Genomic DNA, 16,411 nt, shown 5'->3' with positions numbered 1-16,411 from the left:
CCAACGTGCCGACTCGCCCCGTGCCGATCTTCCCATAATCGCCTCGGATGGCTGACAGGGGCTCCTGTACGGGCGTTCATCCATTCCGCCCGAATCGCCGGACATGGCGCAAAGGATGTTTACGTAAGCTCGATGTCAAAAAAACCAGGGAAATGTAAATGCAAATCGATTGTATTTGCATTGTTGTTGACGAGGATGGATCGAGTCCGTACGATGCGCTGCTGATCGACGGGCAGCGGCGAACTGACGCTAATCACTCACGCTTCAGGCGCCCAACCGGATACGGTTTAACGAGTTTGGACCTGAACATGCGTGTGAACCGAATGTCGCAAGCGACTATGCCAGGCGACACTCATCGAGGCGAGCCGTACACCGTGACCACGCAAGAGGGTCCCCCTGGCCGGTGCAACGTGCGCCGGCCGACGAGCGTGCGCGCCCTGGACCGTTACGACGGCCTTGCGCGATTTTTCCATTGGACGTTTGCCGCCGGCATCATTTACGCCAGCATCGCCGGCTACACGCTCGCCCGGCTTGGCGGCGGACCTGTGCGTGAATTCCTGTCGCAGCTGAATATGTCGATCGGGACGGTGCTCACCGTAATCTTTCCATTTCGGGTGGGTTGGAAGCTGGTTCGAATCGAACCTCGCGCATTGCCCGGTGTGTCCGCGCGGCAGCAATCCGTGGCGCGTATCGTACATGGCGTCATTTACGTGACGATCTTTGCTGTGCTGGCAAGCGGCTACTTGATGGTCCCGAACGGCTATTCGTTTTTCGGCCTGGTCGATGTTCACACGCCGTTCAAGAAAGGTCCGCTCACCGACGAATTGTTCGTAGTGCATCGAGCAAGCTGCGCACTGCTGGCAGGATTGGTCATGCTGCACGTGCTCGCAGTGATCAAGCACCAATTGGTGAAGCGTGCTGATGTGTTGCGAAGGATGCTTTGAGTGAGGTCCCCTGCTCTCGCAGACGACGCGTGCCGCGTAGTATCCACAGCAAGCGATCCGCCTACGCCGGTTGGCGCATCAATTCGTTCTGCTTTGCATCATCCACGGTCTCGACACGATTCACCTCCGCTTCCGCCGGCTCCTGCGACACACCTCGCCGCAACTCGCGAAGGAGAAAGCGCTGCAGGGCCTGTCCTGCCGACATGCGATCGCTGCCATCTGCATGGCTGAACAGGCCGAATTCTGCCGATGGCGCGCGCGGCAATCCCGTGGCATTCGGATCGAGCACGCGCATCGAATCGCGCCGGATATTCCATTCGAGCAGGACCGTGACCCCCAGCCCTGCTTCGATTGCGGATTGAATGGCGGCCAGACTCGTGCTCGTACACATGACTTTCCACGCGATCCGCGCATCGCGCAATGACGCATACAGCCTGTCCTGCCACGGGCACGCACCGCCGAATGCGACGAACGGCAACGGATCGTGGCGCACATCTCCGTCATACGTGAGGCCAGCCGCCCAGAATAGCGGATGCTGCCACCGCGCGAGCGGTTCTGCATTGATGAACGTCGGGTCGACGATCGCGAAATCGAGCGAGCCGTTCATGAAATCCTGTGACAGCGCCTTGCTCGAATCAACGACGATTTCCACGGCGACATTCGGGAACGACGCGCCAAATTCACGCAGCGTGTGCGGCAGGTGACCGACTGCGATGTCCTCGAGGAGGCCGAGCCGGACCTTCCCCGAAATCTCGCCTGCATTCAGCGCAGCGCGCGCGGCGACACCGATGTCGAGCATGCGCTGCGCGTAGGGCAGCAGCACGCTGCCCGCCGCTGTCGGCTTGATGCCGCGCGGCGAACGTTCGAGGAGGCGCTGCCCGACCGATTCCTCGAGCCGACGCAATGCCATGCTGACGGCAGCCTGCGTCCGATGCAATACCTGCGCCGCTTCGCTCACGCTACCGGTTTCGACCACGATCAGAAAGGTACGCAACAAGCCGCTATCGAGATCTCGAGCCATAAATAATCTTGAAGCGCTCATAAAAAATTCGAGCTTATACCAAACGAACCTGCGTGGTTAACATCGCCGCATCGCAATCATGGAGCGCTGCATGAACGAAGAACCGGGAAGCATCCTGGCCGGCCGGCATACGACCGATTCCACACCGGTTGTGCACAGCGCGTTCACGGCGAATGCCTCGTCGGAAGCGTCGTGGACGCGGCTCTTCCGGACGGCTTTGGCGCCCGCGCTCGCCGTGGTGTCGATGTGCAGCGTGCAACTCGGTGCTGCGCTGTCGCGGCCGGCAATGATCGAGTACGGAACGTTCAGCACGACCTGGCTGCGCCTGTGCTTCGCCGCCGTCGCGCTGGCCGTGATCGTGCGCCCCCCTTTCCGGCGCTATTCTCGGCAACGCTGGATCGCCGCCATTGCGCTTGGCTGCGCAATGGCCTGCATGACGCTGTGCTTCTTCGAGGCGGTCAAGCGCGTGCCGCTCGGACTCGCTGTCGCAATCAATTTTCTCGGGCCGCTGTGCGTCGCGACAATCGGTGTGCGCAAACTCCGGATGCTCGCGTGGCCTGCGCTCGCGTTGGCGGGGATCGTACTGCTCGCGCGCCGCGACGACCTATGGATCGCGCCCGCTGCGGCGCTTGTTTTCCCGCTTGGCTCGGCGCTCGGGTGGGCTGCCTACATCCTGATGATGAAACGAGTGGGTTCGCTGTTCGATGGTCTGCAAGGTTTGTCCACGTCGCTGATCGTCGCGGCACTCGCGACGGCACCGTTCGGCCTCGCACAAAGCGGCGGACACCTGCCGGTCGGGCAATTGATCGACGCCGCCGGTCTCGCCGTGCTCGTGCCGCTCTTGCCCTATGTTCTGGAGATGATTGCGTTACGGCGTATGACGGCGTCCGCGTTTGGCATCCTGATGAGTGTCGAGCCTGCGATTGCCGCAGCGATCGGATTTGCCGTACTGGGGCAGCCGATGACACTGCTGCAAAGTCTCGGCACGCTGCTTGTGATCGGTGCCAGCGCAGTCGCCGTGCTGCAGAAGTAAACAGTCTTCGCCGGTTCGGGCATGAATCGGATCTCGAGGTAGCCGGTGAGCTTGAGCGGCGGAATGCGGCAGCCAGTGGAACGACTATCCGGAATCAGTGTAATATATTGCATGTTGCATTACGCACTTGTACCCATGCCCGTTCCTGCGACCGCCCAGACGCTCGTCCGCGCCCTTGCTCGCGACGACGTCTATCGAATCATCAAGCAATGGATCGTCGATCTGCAGCTCGCGCCAGGCGAACTGATTCGCGATCAGGAACTGGCTGCCAGCCTGGGGGTTTCTCGCACCCCTGTGCGCGAGGCATTGCGGCGTCTCGAAGACGAAGGCTTGATCGTGACCCACGCCCACAAGTGGACCAAGGTTGCGCCGTCCGATATCGCCGAGGCGGAACACCTCTATCCGATCGTTGCGGCACTCGAAGCGACTGCAACGGAACTGGCGCAACCGCATCTTTCCGCAGCCGACCTGAAGCGCCTTGCCAGGCTCAACCATGCGCTGTCGGCTGCGATCGACGCACGGGATGCGGGGCGGGCAGTTGCGCTGGATGCGGAGTTTCACGCACTCATCGTCGAGAAAAGCGGCAATGCCGAAATCGCCAGATTGCTGGACTTGCTGCTGCCGCGTATCCGGCGCATCGAACTCGCGTATTTCGGCGACCGGCTGATTGCCCGGCAATCACTGGGCGAACACGAGGCGATCGTCGTTGCGCTGAGCAACGGCGACGGGCAGCTGGCCGCCGATACGATGAAGAAGAACTGGACCATGTCGCCATCTGGCGATCCTGCATAATCGCCCCACCGGAACCCCCATATGAAATCCGCGTTGCTGGTCATCGATTTTCAGAATGCAGTCTTCGTCGATCCCCCCGCTTTTGAAGCAAATGCCGTCTTGCGACGCATCCAGGGCTTGATCGCGAAAGCGCGCGCGGCCGCCGCGCCGGTCATCTACGTGCAGCACGACGAGGTCGGATCAGCGTGGGAGTCAGGCAGCAACGGTTGGGCATTCCCGGATGAGATTGCGCCACAGGCGGGCGACTACGTCAGTCCCAAGAGCGCTTGTGACGCGTTCCGTCACGGCGACCTCGCCCGGCATCTGGCGGAACAGGAAATCGGCCGGGTTTTCGTGTGCGGCTATGCGACCGAATTCTGCATCGACACCAACGTGCGGCGGGCGGCGAGCCTCGGCGTCGAAACCGTCGTGGTGGAGGACGCGCACACCACGCGCGACCGCCCCCATCTCGATGCCCGGAAAATCATCGAGCACCACAACTGGATCTGGGGTGGATTCTCGAATCCGGGCAATCCGATCAAGCTTTGCGCTTCTCAATCCGTGCAGTATTCCGGAGCCTGACATGAAGTCCGATGCCACCCGCCTCGTCGAGCCTGCGCAGCGTGTCCCGGATGGCTTTGCGTCGTTGTCGCAAGGCGTATTCCATGCGTCGACCATCGTGTTTCCCGATGTCGCGTCATTCCTGAAACGACAGAACGAGATCTGCGGCGGCTACAGTTACGGCCAGAACGGCACGCCCACGTATTACGCGCTCGCGGAGAAAATCGCGGAACTGGAAGGGGGCGGACAGGCCGTGCTGGTGCCGTCCGGCCTGGCGGCCGCGGTACTGGTCAACGCGGCGCTGCTGTCGGCAGGTGATCATGTCCTGCTGCCGGATTCCGTGTACGGTCCGAACCTCGACACGGTACGCACACTGTTCGGCAAATGGGGCGTGCGGAGCACCGTGTATCCGAACGATATTGGCGCCGGCATCGCGGGCCTCTTCGAGCCCTCCACCAAGCTGGTCTGGCTCGAAAGCCCGACATCCAATACCCTGCAAATGCAGGACGTGCACGCCATCGTGCAAGCGGCGCACACACGCGGCATTCGGGTGGCCATGGACAATACGTGGGCCACGCCGCTCGGCTTCAAGCCGCTGGACGCAGGTGTCGACTATTCAATCCAGGCGCTCACGAAATATGCGGGCGGGCACTCCGATATCCTGATGGGCGCGGTGACGACGCGCGACGAGGCGAGTCATGCGTCGTTACGGATCGTCGGCGAACAGCTCGGATACTACGTGTCGAGCGACGAGTGCTTTCTCGCGCTGCGCGGCCTGCCGACCATGGCCTTGCGGCTTGAACGCCACTTCGCCTCTGCACTGCGTGTCGCCCGGCGTCTGGCACAGCACCCGGTGGTCGACCGCGTCAGCTATCCCCCCCTCCCTTCCGATCCCGGCCACGCGTTGTGGAAGCGCGATTACACGCTTGGCTGCGGCTTGCTGTCGTTCTCGTTCAAGGCTAGCGGGCTGGAAATCGTCGAGCGCTTCGTGTCGCACTTGAAACTGTTCACGCTCGGCAATAGCTGGGGCGGTGTACATAGCCTGGTAGCCATTGCCCCTTCATCGGACAACACGGCACCGAACGTGCGCTGGGTAGTGCGATTGCATGTCGGAATCGAAGATCCGGACGATCTGCTGGCCGATCTCGATGCCGCGTTGGCGTCATTGCCGGTGATCGATTCGGGGAAGTCGTCGTCGGCCGCTGATTGAGTATTCAGTTCGACCGAGTGCGATTCGCCAGAGCGATGCCGGCCGTCGGTCAGCGGATCCAATACCGTGCCGAAGCAGTTGCGCTCATGACAGATGACGCAGCGAGCCCTATCCGCATTAATGTCAATTCATTGGTGCGGCTTCCATACCTCCCCGCACTCACCATCAATTCGGCCAGTCACGAACTGAGCGCATGGACCATGAATAGGAACATGAAGCAGGCAAGCGTGAAATCACGCGTCGCGCGCTTATAATGTTTCGCACCTCAGGCTGTGAAAAAATGACTTCATGATGCGCTTCCCGATCAGTCGCCAACTCGCTGCAACGACGTCAGCCGTCGTGCTTCTGACCTTCTGCTTGCCCGCCTGCAGCCAGCAGGACAGCCAATCTCCTGAAATCAAGGCGCTGGTCAAAAAATCCTTGGCGGATATGGCAGTCGTGAAAGGCGGCACCTTCATGATGGGTGATTTCGGACCATCGGTCTCGCCGGAGAAATTGCCGTACACCGCACAACACGAAGACAAGCCCGCACATCAGGTCACACTCGACAGCTTTTCGATCGGCCGATACAAGGTCACTTACGCCGACTTCGATGTCTACATGAAAGCGGTCGGCAATCTGTCGTACCCCGACGACCGGTTATCGAAGCTGTACAGGGTTCCGACTCACCCGGTGGGCGTGCCCTGGAAGGCGGCCAAAGACTATTGCCAATGGCTTGGCAAGCAAAGCGGATTACCGATCGACCTGCCAAGCGAAGCGCAGTGGGAGTATGCGGCCCGATCGGGCGGCAAGCCGCTGATATTCGCGACCGACAACGGCAAATCGGAGCCCGACCGGAACTTCCCTTCGGCGGATACGATCGACGCAAAGCTTGCGCCGAATCTCGGCATGTCCCAGATCTACCTGTACCCGGTCGGCAAATACCCGCCCAATCCGCTTGGACTCTATGACATGGGCTTCAACGGTCAGGACTGGGTGAACGACTGGTTCGATCCGCAGTACTACGAGCATTCGCCTGAAAAGAACCCGCAAGGTCCGGCCGCCGCGACGAAAAAAGTCATCCGTGGATTCCAGGGCGGATACGACGAGAGTGCGATGACGGTCTATCGGGAAGGGATCGAACCCGCAGCCGGGAAAGATGGCCTGGGCGGTTTTCCGACCCTGACCTTCCGATGCGCGATTCAGTCATCCGGTGCGCAATGAAGCCGTCACTAACCGAGCCTGACCTCCGGCATGTTTTCGTATAGCGGGTGCGGGCCCGCGGCCGCCTGATAGGAATAGGCAGCCGAATCGGCCGGGGCGACCGCGTAGCCCGGCGTCGGCTCGAGCTTCAGCATCGCCTGGAGATTGTTGTAGTAGTCGCGCATTTGCCGATCATCCTCGGTCGGCGCTCCGGAAATCGACATCTCCAGGAATTGCCGCAGCGCTGCGCGGTTGTCTTCCAGCGTTCCCTTGGTTCCGTCCGGAGAAATATGCTGCACGACATTGTCGAGGTCGTGCTTCGTATGGGACCACTGGAGGATGCATTTGACAGCATCCTTCCGGGGGCCGTAGTAACGTCCGAACGCATGGTTTGCCGGGTCGATGCCATCCGAGAGCTTCCAGTGGCGGGTCAACTGGTAAATCATGATGCCCTTCGCTTCCGGAGTGGCATGCTGCAGCATCACCGGGCTCCCCATCACGCGATTCATCAACTGTACGCGCGCCTGCTCCTTTTCGAATTCCGCCTGCAACGCCACCCATTGACGGCCGATCTCGACGGCTGCGCGATCGACGGTGCTTTCGAGATTCATCATGCCCTGAACGACCATCACCTGAATCTGCGTGACGAGCTGGAAAGCCTGAGGCGCGATGAATTTCAGCCGCACGAAGTTGGCATGGTACAGCTGATAAAAGATCCATTCGAAAAATTCTGCAATGCGAAGCACGTCCACCGACAGCTCGATGTCCCCTTTCGCGCCGACGCCCAGGCACAGCCCGGCCTTCATCTTCAAGCGGAACCGCCCCGCGGCATAGCTGATGTCAAGCAGGCAGGTCAACCCCACACCGGCCATCGCCGTAACCGTATCCCCCACCTTCGCGAAGGGCTTGTACTTCCCGCTCGGCCCTTTCGGCGTCGGTTTCATCCACTCGAGCGCGCCTTCCAGCGACAGGTCCGCACGTGCACCCGCAAACACGTCGAGATCCGCATTCGCGCTCGGATCGACCGGATTGCCGCCGACGTTGATCTGCCGCTGCTTTGCGACGGGATTGTCGACCGCAGCACCGTACAGGCCCAAGTCCTTGCGCTTTTCGTCCTTGTAGTCGATGACGACACCAAGCTGCGCAACCACACTTGCCCCTACCATGCCCGAGAGTCCCAGCTCGCACTTGAAACGAATCGCACCGAGCGGATACGGCTTGCCGTCGTCGCCGTCGAACTTCCAGATCCATCCCGCGATATCGGGATAGTAGAACGCGCCGGAAACCTTGCCCTCCGCAATTGCAAATTCGGCCTGCGCCGAGGCCTTGATCGCGACCCGCCCCTTGTGCGGCGACCATTCGGTGTCGAGCCCCGCCCCCGCCAGATACCGCATCAGTTGCGCCTTGGCTTCGACGCTTACGTTGTTGCTGAACGCGGTCTGAGGCTCCTTCTTCTCGCTCGAACCATTCTGCGCGGCATGCTCCGCGCCGCCTTCCGACTCCTCGGACGGATCCTTGGCGCCGCCGCTATAGCTCAAATGCTTGTTCCACTCCTCCGCCCACCCGAACAGCGTGCCTGTTACATGCTTCTCGACGATTTCGGACGACATCTTGGTCTTCTCGTACAGCTGCGAGCGGATCTTGTCGTCGCGGCTGATCAGGATACCTTCCTTCAGTTTGTCCACATCGATCTTCCGGCGGCCCGACGCGTCCTTCTTGATGAAACTCTTGTCGCCCGTTTCCTTCTCGGACTTGCGCCCCTTCATGTCCTCGAACGCCAACGGGCCGAACGTGTGCCAGCTTGCCTTGATCTTGTTCGAGCGCACGTAGTGCAGCTTGTACTTCGCGAACTTGACCTTGCTCTTGCCCTTGCCGTGATCTTCCGTATAGATCGGAATCAGCTCCACCATCGTGAGGTCTTTGCTGTCGAGCTTGCTGAGCGGCTCCAGCTCCTTCTTCAGTGCCTTGTGTGCAGCATCGCGCTCGTCGAGCGCCTTGTCGACGCCGGCCTTGTGCGCATCCGTCTCGCGGCTGTCGGGCAGGTTCTTCTGCACGTCCTCGGCCAGCGCCTTCAATGCTTCGTCGACTTTCGCGTTGGCCTGATGATATTTGTCGACGCGGTCGTGCAGCAGATTGCATTCGCTCTGCAACGCGCTCACGTCCTCGGACGGCACCAGAATGAACTCTCCGGTCTCGGGCCTGAAATACAGCATGGGCGCCGGATCGTGCGGAATATGCACGAGACTCTCCGGGGTCGTATTGGTCGTGCCGGTGCCATCCGGTGTATGAGGGGTAGTCGGTTTGGGCATGGCGTGAGGTCGAATGGACTGGTTTGGGTCGTGGGCCGGTTGCGTGAAGCGCAACGGTCTCAGCTATCGAGGAACACCTTCAGGCTCTGCGGACTCGCGGTCATGATGCGCGACGTGAGGCCCTTCTCGTCCGTCATGCCCTCGAATACCTTGCCTTCCGCCGTCTCGATGCGGTAACGCACATACGGCGCCGCCTCGCCGCTGTGGCGATCGTGAATGCGGAATTGCTCGTTGTACGCGCCTTCGCCCGACGGCATCTGCGGCAGCGGTTCCGACAGGCTCGTCGGCCCGCTGAACGCATGCGACGCGCCCTTGATGTCGATCTTGCCCGGCGCGTGGATTTCGATGCTGCCGTCCTTGATGCGGATATAGGCACCGCCGGAGGTGAGCAACACTTCCCGCTTCGCGACCGCTTCGACGGTTTGGGTCGCGGACAGGATCCTGACCGTCTTCTGGGCCGTTACTTCGACATTGTCGGTTTGCGCCTGGACTTCGACCTTGCCCTTCGCAGCAAACAGCTTCATCCCCGCGTTCTGCACGAACAGGCTCAGTTTGTTCGCGGCGCTCGCGACAAGCGATTTGCCGACCGCAATATGCGTGCTTTGACCGGTTACGAGGTTGATGTGCTGCGCGGCCGACAGGTGCGCCGACTCGTTCGTCGACAGGGCAAGCCCGGACGGACTCGCAAACAGCATGACGGGTGACTGGAACGCGTTGGCACTACCTGTTCCACCCCCCGCTGTGCGCCCCCCCGACTGTGAGCCCTGTTCGCTGCCTTGTGTCGCGTCGGTGAATGTCTTCAGCGCGTCGTGTGCCTCCCCGAGACTTTCCGCCTGATGCGACAGGCTCGCCTGCGACATCGCCTCGACCACGCTCTCGGCATTGACGAGCTGCTGCTGCGCGTCGCGCACGTCAAGCTGCTGGCTGCTCGCCTGCTTGGGATGCGTCGTGACGTACAGCCCCTGTGACGCTCGCACGGCACCGTATGAATCCGTCTTCAGGTCGAAGCCGGACCCAAGATATGAACCGCGCGTGTTGCCGCTCTGGTCGATCAGGTACCCGAGGTGAAGCATGCTGTTCCCGGTGCTGCTGAACAGTCTGACCCGATTCTGCCCCGTCGCATCGTCGAGGACCATTTCGTTATAGCCGGAACCCGAATACTCCTTCGACCGATAGCCCGACAGGATGCCGTTACTGTGCCACTGCGGCTGGACATCCCCGTTGTACACGCGGTGCAGGACGACGGGCCGGTCGCAGTCTCCGCCCACGTAGCCGATCAGTACTTCTTCGCCGACTCTGGGGACGTGAACGCTCCCGTAGCCGCCTCCCGTATCCGACTGTGCGACTCTTACCCAGCACGAGGCGCCGGCATCTCCCGGGTTCTGCCGGTCCCAGACGAACATGACCTTGATCCGGTTCAGCTTGTCCGTGTACACCTCTTCGCCCTGCGGCCCGACAACGATCGCCGTCTCCAGATGCATCGCCGGCTTCTTGTGCTCGAACGGACTGCGGTACGGAACCGTTACGCGCTGCGCCTCGACTTCGACACGGTAAAAGCCCGCCGAACCATCGTCATGGGTGACGACTTCCCCCGTGTGCCCGGCCTTTGCCCGCGCCAGTTCGTTCTGCAGGCCGTGAGGAAAGCTCGCATCATGATCCGACAGCGGCAGGTTGTTCTCGATGTGGCGCCGAACCTTGATCGCCGCGAATTCCCGCTGTCCGGACTGGTCACGATCGTGCTCCGGATGACCAGTCAGCTCGAAACGCAGGCCCGCATCGATACCCCGAACGCCACCGGCCGCAAAGAACCTCTTGGCCCGCGACTCCCACTCTTCCAGATGAATCCTTGAAAGCTGCTCGCCGCGATCCTGGTTCAAGTATGTGTAGGCGCCGGTGTATTCGTACACTTCAGCCTGCTCCGGCAAATCCCCCTGGCCCGACATCGTCGGCAGCGTTGTGCCCTTGGGATTGACTGAGGACGATGGCGCCTTGTAGTCGAATGTGCGCGTCGTATGCGTGGTGCTCTGCAATGTTCGCGAACCCGCCCACTGCGTGAAAGCATCCGTTTCACTGCCCGTGCCCGACCTGTAGAACCTGACCGGATTGGGCGACACCTCATCGAGCGCGTGAATGTCGTCGGTCACGACAAGCGTATGCGACTTGCCATCCTTGCCTTGCCGCCAGAAGCCGAACAGACCTTCCTCCTCCATCAGCCGATGGACGAAATTCCAGTCGGTTTCGCTCTGGCGGCAATACGAGCGTTGGGGCAGCGGATTGCGCAAAGCGAACTGGAACTGACCGCCGGCCTGCGGATGCAGGTTGAATACGTCCGTGATGATGGCGTCGGCAGTCTTGTCCTGCCAGTACCGCATGTCGGTGCGGAATTTGAGGAAGTGCAACCAGGAAGCGAATGTCAGCTGGTAACTGCTGAAGCTGCCGTCTCCGCCAAGTCGGCGGGCGGTGTGGATATAGCCGTTGACCGGGAGGTAAGATTTGTCCGCCTGCTGGAGCCACAGCGTCATCGGCTGGGCAATCAGCGTCTTGAGTTCGATGTCGCCGGCGGCGGACACCATGTCGAGCGCGACGCTGAAGTCACGACCCAGTTCGGAACAAATTACCGCTCGGCGTGGTACAAGCGCGTTATTCGGTAAAGATGGAATATCTGTCTTGATCAGGCGGTCCTGTTGGATCAGGCCGCCACGGATCATCCGGCCCAGTTCGGTTGGGTTCATGCGTTTTCCATCTTCTTGTGCGCTGCGGGCCAATAGCCCGCACTCTCAACGGATCGGCCCCGATTGCGTGGATGCCCCAGTCCAACGCGTGGATTCTAGATTTGGCAGATATGCAACGTCAACAGGGAGATAATCAATGATTGTAAATACGGCTTGATATATATATGGCCGAATGTATTTTTATAAATGTAATGAAACAACAGGGATATGTAAGGTTGTCGCTGACCGTTGCCGTGCAGCCAAGGTATCTCATGCCCGGTGGTTGCTGGCGATCCGATTCGCGCGATCGCAAGCCGGCTCGGGCGCGCAAGGCAAGCTTAAGGGCGTCGATCGCGAGGGGCGGAAAAGCGGGACGACTCCAAAGTACGCGCTGCACACGCCTCGCAGCGAGTACGAGCACCCGGATTCGATCACGACCTGTGCAACCGGGCGACGAGTCGGTATCCGGTGCCGTAGCGACAGGCGCTATCTGGATGCGGTTATAAGAAGACAGACACGATTCAGGCATCACTGAAGTGCCAATAATCACGATATCGAGAAGTCGATGAAGATGGCGCCAATATTTCTTGCCTTGACCTTTTACGCTTCAGCTTAATGCGAAGTGCGCGTAGAGAACGAGTGCTTTACGCGATTGAATTTCCGTCTCTCGCGACAATTTACCGTCGTCCCGAGAGACTGGCCGGTGCGCCTGCTGGCGGGTTTTGCAACTGCGCGGACCCGCACACGATCCGCAAAAACCGTGCATTATTGACGTTTGCCGTCGTGCCGACGGCCCGCAGCACGTTCCACGCTCACCATTCCAGACCGCGAACGATCCATGACGAATCAACCTACCCGGACCGCAACCGACCAGCCCGTCGACATGATCATCTTCGGCGGCGGCGGCGACCTGGCCGCCCGCAAGCTGCTGCCTGCGCTGTACATGGCGCACCTGCACTGCAACCTTCCGCCGGAAACCCGCATCATCGCCGTCGGACGCCGCGACTGGGGCATCGACGGCTATCGCAAGTTCATGGACGAGCAGTCGCGTCCGTTCATCGACGAGAAGGCCTTCGACGCCGAAGCGTGGAGCCGCTTCCTCGACCTGTTCCAGTACGTGCTGATCGACGTGGGCGCGCCCGGCGACTACGCGCGGCTCGCCGAAGCGTCGCGCGACGGGGCGATCCGCGTGTTCTACCTGTCGACGTCGCCTGAGCTGTTCACGACGATCTGCGACAACCTGTCGGCCGCGCACCTCGTCGACGCGCACGCGCGCGTCGTGCTCGAAAAGCCGCTCGGACACGATCTGGCGTCCGCGAAAGCGATCAACGATTCGGTCGGCAAGCATTTCGAGGAATCGCAGATCTACCGGATCGACCACTATCTGGGCAAGGAAACCGTGCAGAACCTGATGGTGCTGCGCTTCGGCAATCCGATCTTCGGGCCGCTGTGGCAAGCGCCCAGCATCCGCAGCGTGCAGATCACGGTCGCGGAGACGGTCGGCGTCGGCAGCCGCGCAGGTTTCTACGACCATACGGGCGCGCTGCGCGACATGGTGCAGAACCACCTGCTGCAGCTGCTGTGCATCGTGGCGATGGAGCCACCCGTGTCGCTGGATCCGGACGCGGTCCGCGACGAGAAGCTGAAGGTGCTGCGCTCGCTGCGGCCGATGACGGTGTCCGACGTTGCGCGCGACACGGTGCGTGGCCAGTATGTGGCGGGCGCGGTCGACGGCAAGCCGGTCAAGGGCTACCTCGAAGAAGACAACGTGCCGCCGGACAGCCGCGCCGAAACTTTCGTCGCGCTGCGCGCGCATATCAACAACTGGCGCTGGGCGAACGTGCCGTTCTTCCTGCGCACCGGCAAGCGGATGCAACAACGCCAGTCGGAAATCGTGATCGAGTTCGCGGACATGCCGTTCTCGATCATCCCGAGCGGCCCGCGTCACTACGGCAACCGCCTCGTGATCCAGCTTCAGCCGGAGGAATCGATCCAGTTGCAGATGCTCGCGAAAGAGCCGGGCAGCGGCATGAACATGGTGCCCGTGAATCTGAACCTCGATCTGCAGCAGGCCATTCCGGAGCGCCGCGCGGAAGCCTACGAGCGATTGCTGATCGACGTGATTCGCGGACGCCTCACGCACTTCATGCGCCGCGACGAACTCGAAGCGGCATGGGCGTGGGTCGAGCCGATTCTCGACGGCTGGAAGCAGCTCGGCGACCGCCCGCGGCCCTATACGGCCGGCACGTTCGGTCCGGCCGCGTCGTCCGCGCTCCTCGCGCGGGACAACATGTCGTGGGCCGAGGAAGCCTGACCTGAACAGGCATCGGCCCGTACGGCCGATGCCTGGCCCGCTGTCCTCGCGCAAGCGATTCCATCGCATCTGCAAGACCGGACGCGGAACGCCCGCGCCCGGCATGCGGGCGTTCAGCGCGCGAAGCGAATGTCGAGCGCTCGCAGATACGTCTGCAGGCCCGCATCCTGGATCGGGATCACGTAACCGTTTTCACCCGACTCGTTGAAGTGCGCGTGCCAGTACCCCGGCGGCGTGACGAACGCCATGCCCGGCTCCCAATCGACGCGCACCGGGTCGACGATGTCGCCGTGCGCGTCGAGTTCGGTGCCGACGAGCGTGTAGCAGCCCGGCTTGCAGTCGGAAATGAAGTCGAGCGCGATCGATTGATGGCGATGCGGCTTCTGCATCGTCTTCGGGCCGACGACACCGAACATCGCCCACAGCGTATGCGTAACCGTGCGCGTTTGCGGGAAGTTCGCATTGCCGAGCAGGATGCTGATGCGGTTGCGCTGCCCTGCCCCCGGCGCTTCGGCGACGCGCATCAATTCCGCCTGTGCGCGGGACGCCGGATACAGCGTCGGCGTGAAGCGCTGCGTCGTCGACGTCACGCCGAGGTAGGCGAGCAGCGGCGCATCGGTGACGTAGTAGAGCCGTGCGGTCGTGTCTGCCGACAGCGTTGCCCGCTGGCCGCCCGGCAGCGTAAAGAAGTCGCCCTTCGTGAACGAGAACGCGAAGTCTCCTTGCTCGACCGCGCCGCGGCCATCGATCGCGTAGAACACTTGCGACGTCGCGTTCGGATTCACCGACACCGACTCGCCTGCGACGACGCGGACGAACTGGGCAAGCAGCCCCGGCCCGGTGGCGGGCGACGCGCAGCGCAGTTCGGCGGACAGGTCGAGCGGGACGATGCGCGTGGGACCGCTGTCGTAGAGCGACGCGCCGAACGAATGGTACGGAACGCGGGAAATCAGCCGGGCGCCGATCGGGTTCGCGGACGACGTGTATTCGAAATATTCCGCGTCGCGGGTCTCGGCATCGGTCACGCGCAGCGTGGGATCAAGGGTTTCGTCGAGCATGGGAGCCTCCGGAAGAAAGGGTTGCGGGAACCACCTGCCGCACGTTGCTGCACGTCGGTGCACATCGGGATTGCGGCGGCGTCGGAGTGACTGTAGGCGTGCCGCCCGCCGGGCGGAACCGCGCTCGCCGGAAATCAGCTTTGCCGAAAAGGGATAGCCGGCGCCGTTGCGGTCGCGCGCGGACGGCAGCGTAGAATCCAGCCATCCGACCGCTTACGCCGACGGCGCCGCCGCATGTGCGCACGGCCCGTCCGACCCGCATGGACTATTTCGCCGCCATCCGCGCCTTTCTTCACGCTGCCGACCTCGGCAGCTTCAGCCAGGCCGCCGAACGGATCGACGTGAAGACGTCGACCGTGTCGCGCTATATCACCGAGCTCGAGCGCGATCTCGGCATTGCACTGTTCAACCGGTCGACACGCGGGCTCGTGCTGACGGAAGGCGGCCGCGTCTTTCGCGAGCGCGCGCTCGCCGCGGTGCAGACACTCGACGACGCGCGCGAAGCGGCCGCGTCGCTGAATGCGTCGCCGAAAGGGCTGTTGCGGGTGACCGTGCCCGCGTCGTTCGGCCGCCGGCACGTGGTGCGCCATCTGCCGGCCTTCCTCGCGCGCTATCCGGAGATCGACGTCGACGTGGTCGTCACCGACGACGTGCTCAATGTCATCGACGCCGGCATCGACGTCGCGATCCGGATCGGCGTATTGCACGATTCGCAGTTGATGGCGCGCCAGCTCGCCGTCCATTGCCGTGTCGTCGTCGCGAGCCCCGCTTACGTCGAACAGCACGGCTCACCGGCCACGCCGGATGATCTCGCGCAGCATGCGACGCTGCGCTTTTCCCTCGCATCGGACGACAAGTGGTATTTCGTCCGCCGCAACACGCACGGCACGCACGACTTGCACGGCACACCCGGTGCACCGATCGAATCGGCGGTCAGGCTGCACGGTCGCGTGCGGATCGACGACACCGACGCGCTGCTCGATCTCGCGATCGCCGGGCAAGGCATCGCGCTGCTGCCGACGTGGGCCGTTGCGGACGCGATACGCGACGGCCGGCTCCTGCATTTGCTGCCGGACTGGGCCGTGCAGCCGTCACGCACGGCGCCGGCGATCTGGGCCGTCTATGCGCCGAAGAAGACCGTGTCGTCGAAAGTGCGTGCGTTCATCGATTTCTATGCGGCTGTCTTTGCCGACGAGCGGGACTGGCTGGACTGACAGTTGGCGGTTCGCTGCGTCGTCTGACCAACCGAAAAAAGGGGCCGGGTATGGCCGGTCTGCGGCTGCCCCATTTGTATGAC

12 protein-coding genes are annotated in these 16,411 nt (G+C 62.0%); 8 read left to right on the top strand and 4 right to left on the bottom strand.

What is annotated here, in order from left to right:
• Positions 1-158 precede the first annotated feature (158 nt).
• On the top strand, positions 159-944 hold the full coding sequence (locus tag ACV229_RS38925; protein ID WP_448088365.1) for a cytochrome b: 786 nt from the start codon (positions 159-161) through the stop codon (positions 942-944).
• Positions 945-1,005: 61 nt separating this feature from the next.
• On the opposite strand, the gene ACV229_RS38920 is transcribed toward ACV229_RS38925, so the two are convergent.
• Positions 1,006-1,965, bottom strand: coding sequence for a LysR family transcriptional regulator (locus ACV229_RS38920; RefSeq protein ID WP_448088364.1), 960 nt, complete (start codon positions 1,963-1,965; stop codon positions 1,006-1,008).
• 91 nt (positions 1,966-2,056) lie between these two features.
• Between ACV229_RS38920 and ACV229_RS38915 the strand changes: the two genes are divergently transcribed.
• The 5 genes from ACV229_RS38915 (at position 2,057) to ACV229_RS38895 (ending at position 6,743) form a co-directional block, all read left to right on the top strand.
• Entirely contained in the window at positions 2,057-2,998 is a 942-nt protein-coding gene (locus tag ACV229_RS38915) for an EamA family transporter (protein ID WP_448088363.1), read from the top strand.
• Between the two features lie 111 nt (positions 2,999-3,109).
• A complete protein-coding gene (locus ACV229_RS38910) occupies positions 3,110-3,790 on the top strand; it encodes a GntR family transcriptional regulator (protein WP_448088362.1) in 681 nt (226 codons plus the stop codon).
• A 21-nt stretch (positions 3,791-3,811) separates the two neighbouring features.
• Positions 3,812-4,351: an isochorismatase family protein gene (locus tag ACV229_RS38905; RefSeq protein WP_448088361.1), complete on the top strand. Its 540-nt coding sequence runs from the start codon at positions 3,812-3,814 to the stop codon at positions 4,349-4,351.
• A 1-nt stretch (position 4,352) separates the two neighbouring features.
• Positions 4,353-5,540, top strand: coding sequence for a trans-sulfuration enzyme family protein (locus ACV229_RS38900; protein ID WP_448088360.1), 1,188 nt, complete (start codon positions 4,353-4,355; stop codon positions 5,538-5,540).
• Between the two features lie 288 nt (positions 5,541-5,828).
• Positions 5,829-6,743, top strand: coding sequence for a formylglycine-generating enzyme family protein (locus ACV229_RS38895; RefSeq protein WP_448088359.1), 915 nt, complete (start codon positions 5,829-5,831; stop codon positions 6,741-6,743).
• 8 nt (positions 6,744-6,751) lie between these two features.
• On the opposite strand, the gene ACV229_RS38890 is transcribed toward ACV229_RS38895, so the two are convergent.
• Both ACV229_RS38890 and ACV229_RS38885 read right to left on the bottom strand, forming a co-directional pair.
• Positions 6,752-9,085 carry a hypothetical protein gene (locus ACV229_RS38890; protein ID WP_448088358.1) on the bottom strand — a complete coding sequence of 778 codons (2,334 nt, stop codon included), beginning with the start codon at positions 9,083-9,085 and terminating at the stop codon, positions 6,752-6,754.
• A 5-nt stretch (positions 9,086-9,090) separates the two neighbouring features.
• On the bottom strand, positions 9,091-11,763 hold the full coding sequence (locus tag ACV229_RS38885) for a type VI secretion system Vgr family protein (RefSeq protein ID WP_448088357.1): 2,673 nt from the start codon (positions 11,761-11,763) through the stop codon (positions 9,091-9,093).
• Between the two features lie 817 nt (positions 11,764-12,580).
• On the opposite strand from ACV229_RS38885, the gene zwf reads away from it, so the two are divergent.
• Positions 12,581-14,056: a glucose-6-phosphate dehydrogenase gene (gene zwf, locus ACV229_RS38880; RefSeq protein ID WP_448088356.1), complete on the top strand. Its 1,476-nt coding sequence runs from the start codon at positions 12,581-12,583 to the stop codon at positions 14,054-14,056.
• Between the two features lie 113 nt (positions 14,057-14,169).
• On the opposite strand, the gene ACV229_RS38875 is transcribed toward zwf, so the two are convergent.
• The gene (locus ACV229_RS38875) at positions 14,170-15,114 is read right to left on the bottom strand and encodes a cupin (RefSeq protein ID WP_448088355.1); all 945 of its coding nucleotides are present in this window, start codon (positions 15,112-15,114) and stop codon (positions 14,170-14,172) included.
• A 260-nt stretch (positions 15,115-15,374) separates the two neighbouring features.
• Here ACV229_RS38875 and ACV229_RS38870 point away from each other — a divergent pair, with 260 nt between their 5' ends.
• Positions 15,375-16,328, top strand: coding sequence for a LysR family transcriptional regulator (locus tag ACV229_RS38870; protein ID WP_448088354.1), 954 nt, complete (start codon positions 15,375-15,377; stop codon positions 16,326-16,328).
• Positions 16,329-16,411 lie beyond the last annotated feature (83 nt).

Source organism: Burkholderia sp. MR1-5-21, assembly GCF_053427715.1.
This window is presented reverse-complemented; position numbering and strand designations above follow the sequence as displayed.

Bases quoted from the DNA above. Each gene is read 5' to 3' on its own strand.
- ACV229_RS38925 (WP_448088365.1), top strand. From the start codon at position 159: ATGCAAATCGATTGTATTTGCATTGTTGTTGACGAGGATGGATCGAGT.
- ACV229_RS38920 (WP_448088364.1), bottom strand. From the start codon at position 1,965: ATGGCTCGAGATCTCGATAGCGGCTTGTTGCGTACCTTTCTGATCGTG.
- ACV229_RS38915 (WP_448088363.1), top strand. From the start codon at position 2,057: ATGAACGAAGAACCGGGAAGCATCCTGGCCGGCCGGCATACGACCGAT.
- ACV229_RS38910 (WP_448088362.1), top strand. From the start codon at position 3,110: ATGTTGCATTACGCACTTGTACCCATGCCCGTTCCTGCGACCGCCCAG.
- ACV229_RS38905 (WP_448088361.1), top strand. From the start codon at position 3,812: ATGAAATCCGCGTTGCTGGTCATCGATTTTCAGAATGCAGTCTTCGTC.
- ACV229_RS38900 (WP_448088360.1), top strand. From the start codon at position 4,353: ATGAAGTCCGATGCCACCCGCCTCGTCGAGCCTGCGCAGCGTGTCCCG.
- ACV229_RS38895 (WP_448088359.1), top strand. From the start codon at position 5,829: ATGATGCGCTTCCCGATCAGTCGCCAACTCGCTGCAACGACGTCAGCC.
- ACV229_RS38885 (WP_448088357.1), bottom strand. From the start codon at position 11,763: ATGAACCCAACCGAACTGGGCCGGATGATCCGTGGCGGCCTGATCCAA.
- zwf (WP_448088356.1), top strand. From the start codon at position 12,581: ATGACGAATCAACCTACCCGGACCGCAACCGACCAGCCCGTCGACATG.
- ACV229_RS38875 (WP_448088355.1), bottom strand. From the start codon at position 15,114: ATGCTCGACGAAACCCTTGATCCCACGCTGCGCGTGACCGATGCCGAG.
- ACV229_RS38870 (WP_448088354.1), top strand. From the start codon at position 15,375: ATGGACTATTTCGCCGCCATCCGCGCCTTTCTTCACGCTGCCGACCTC.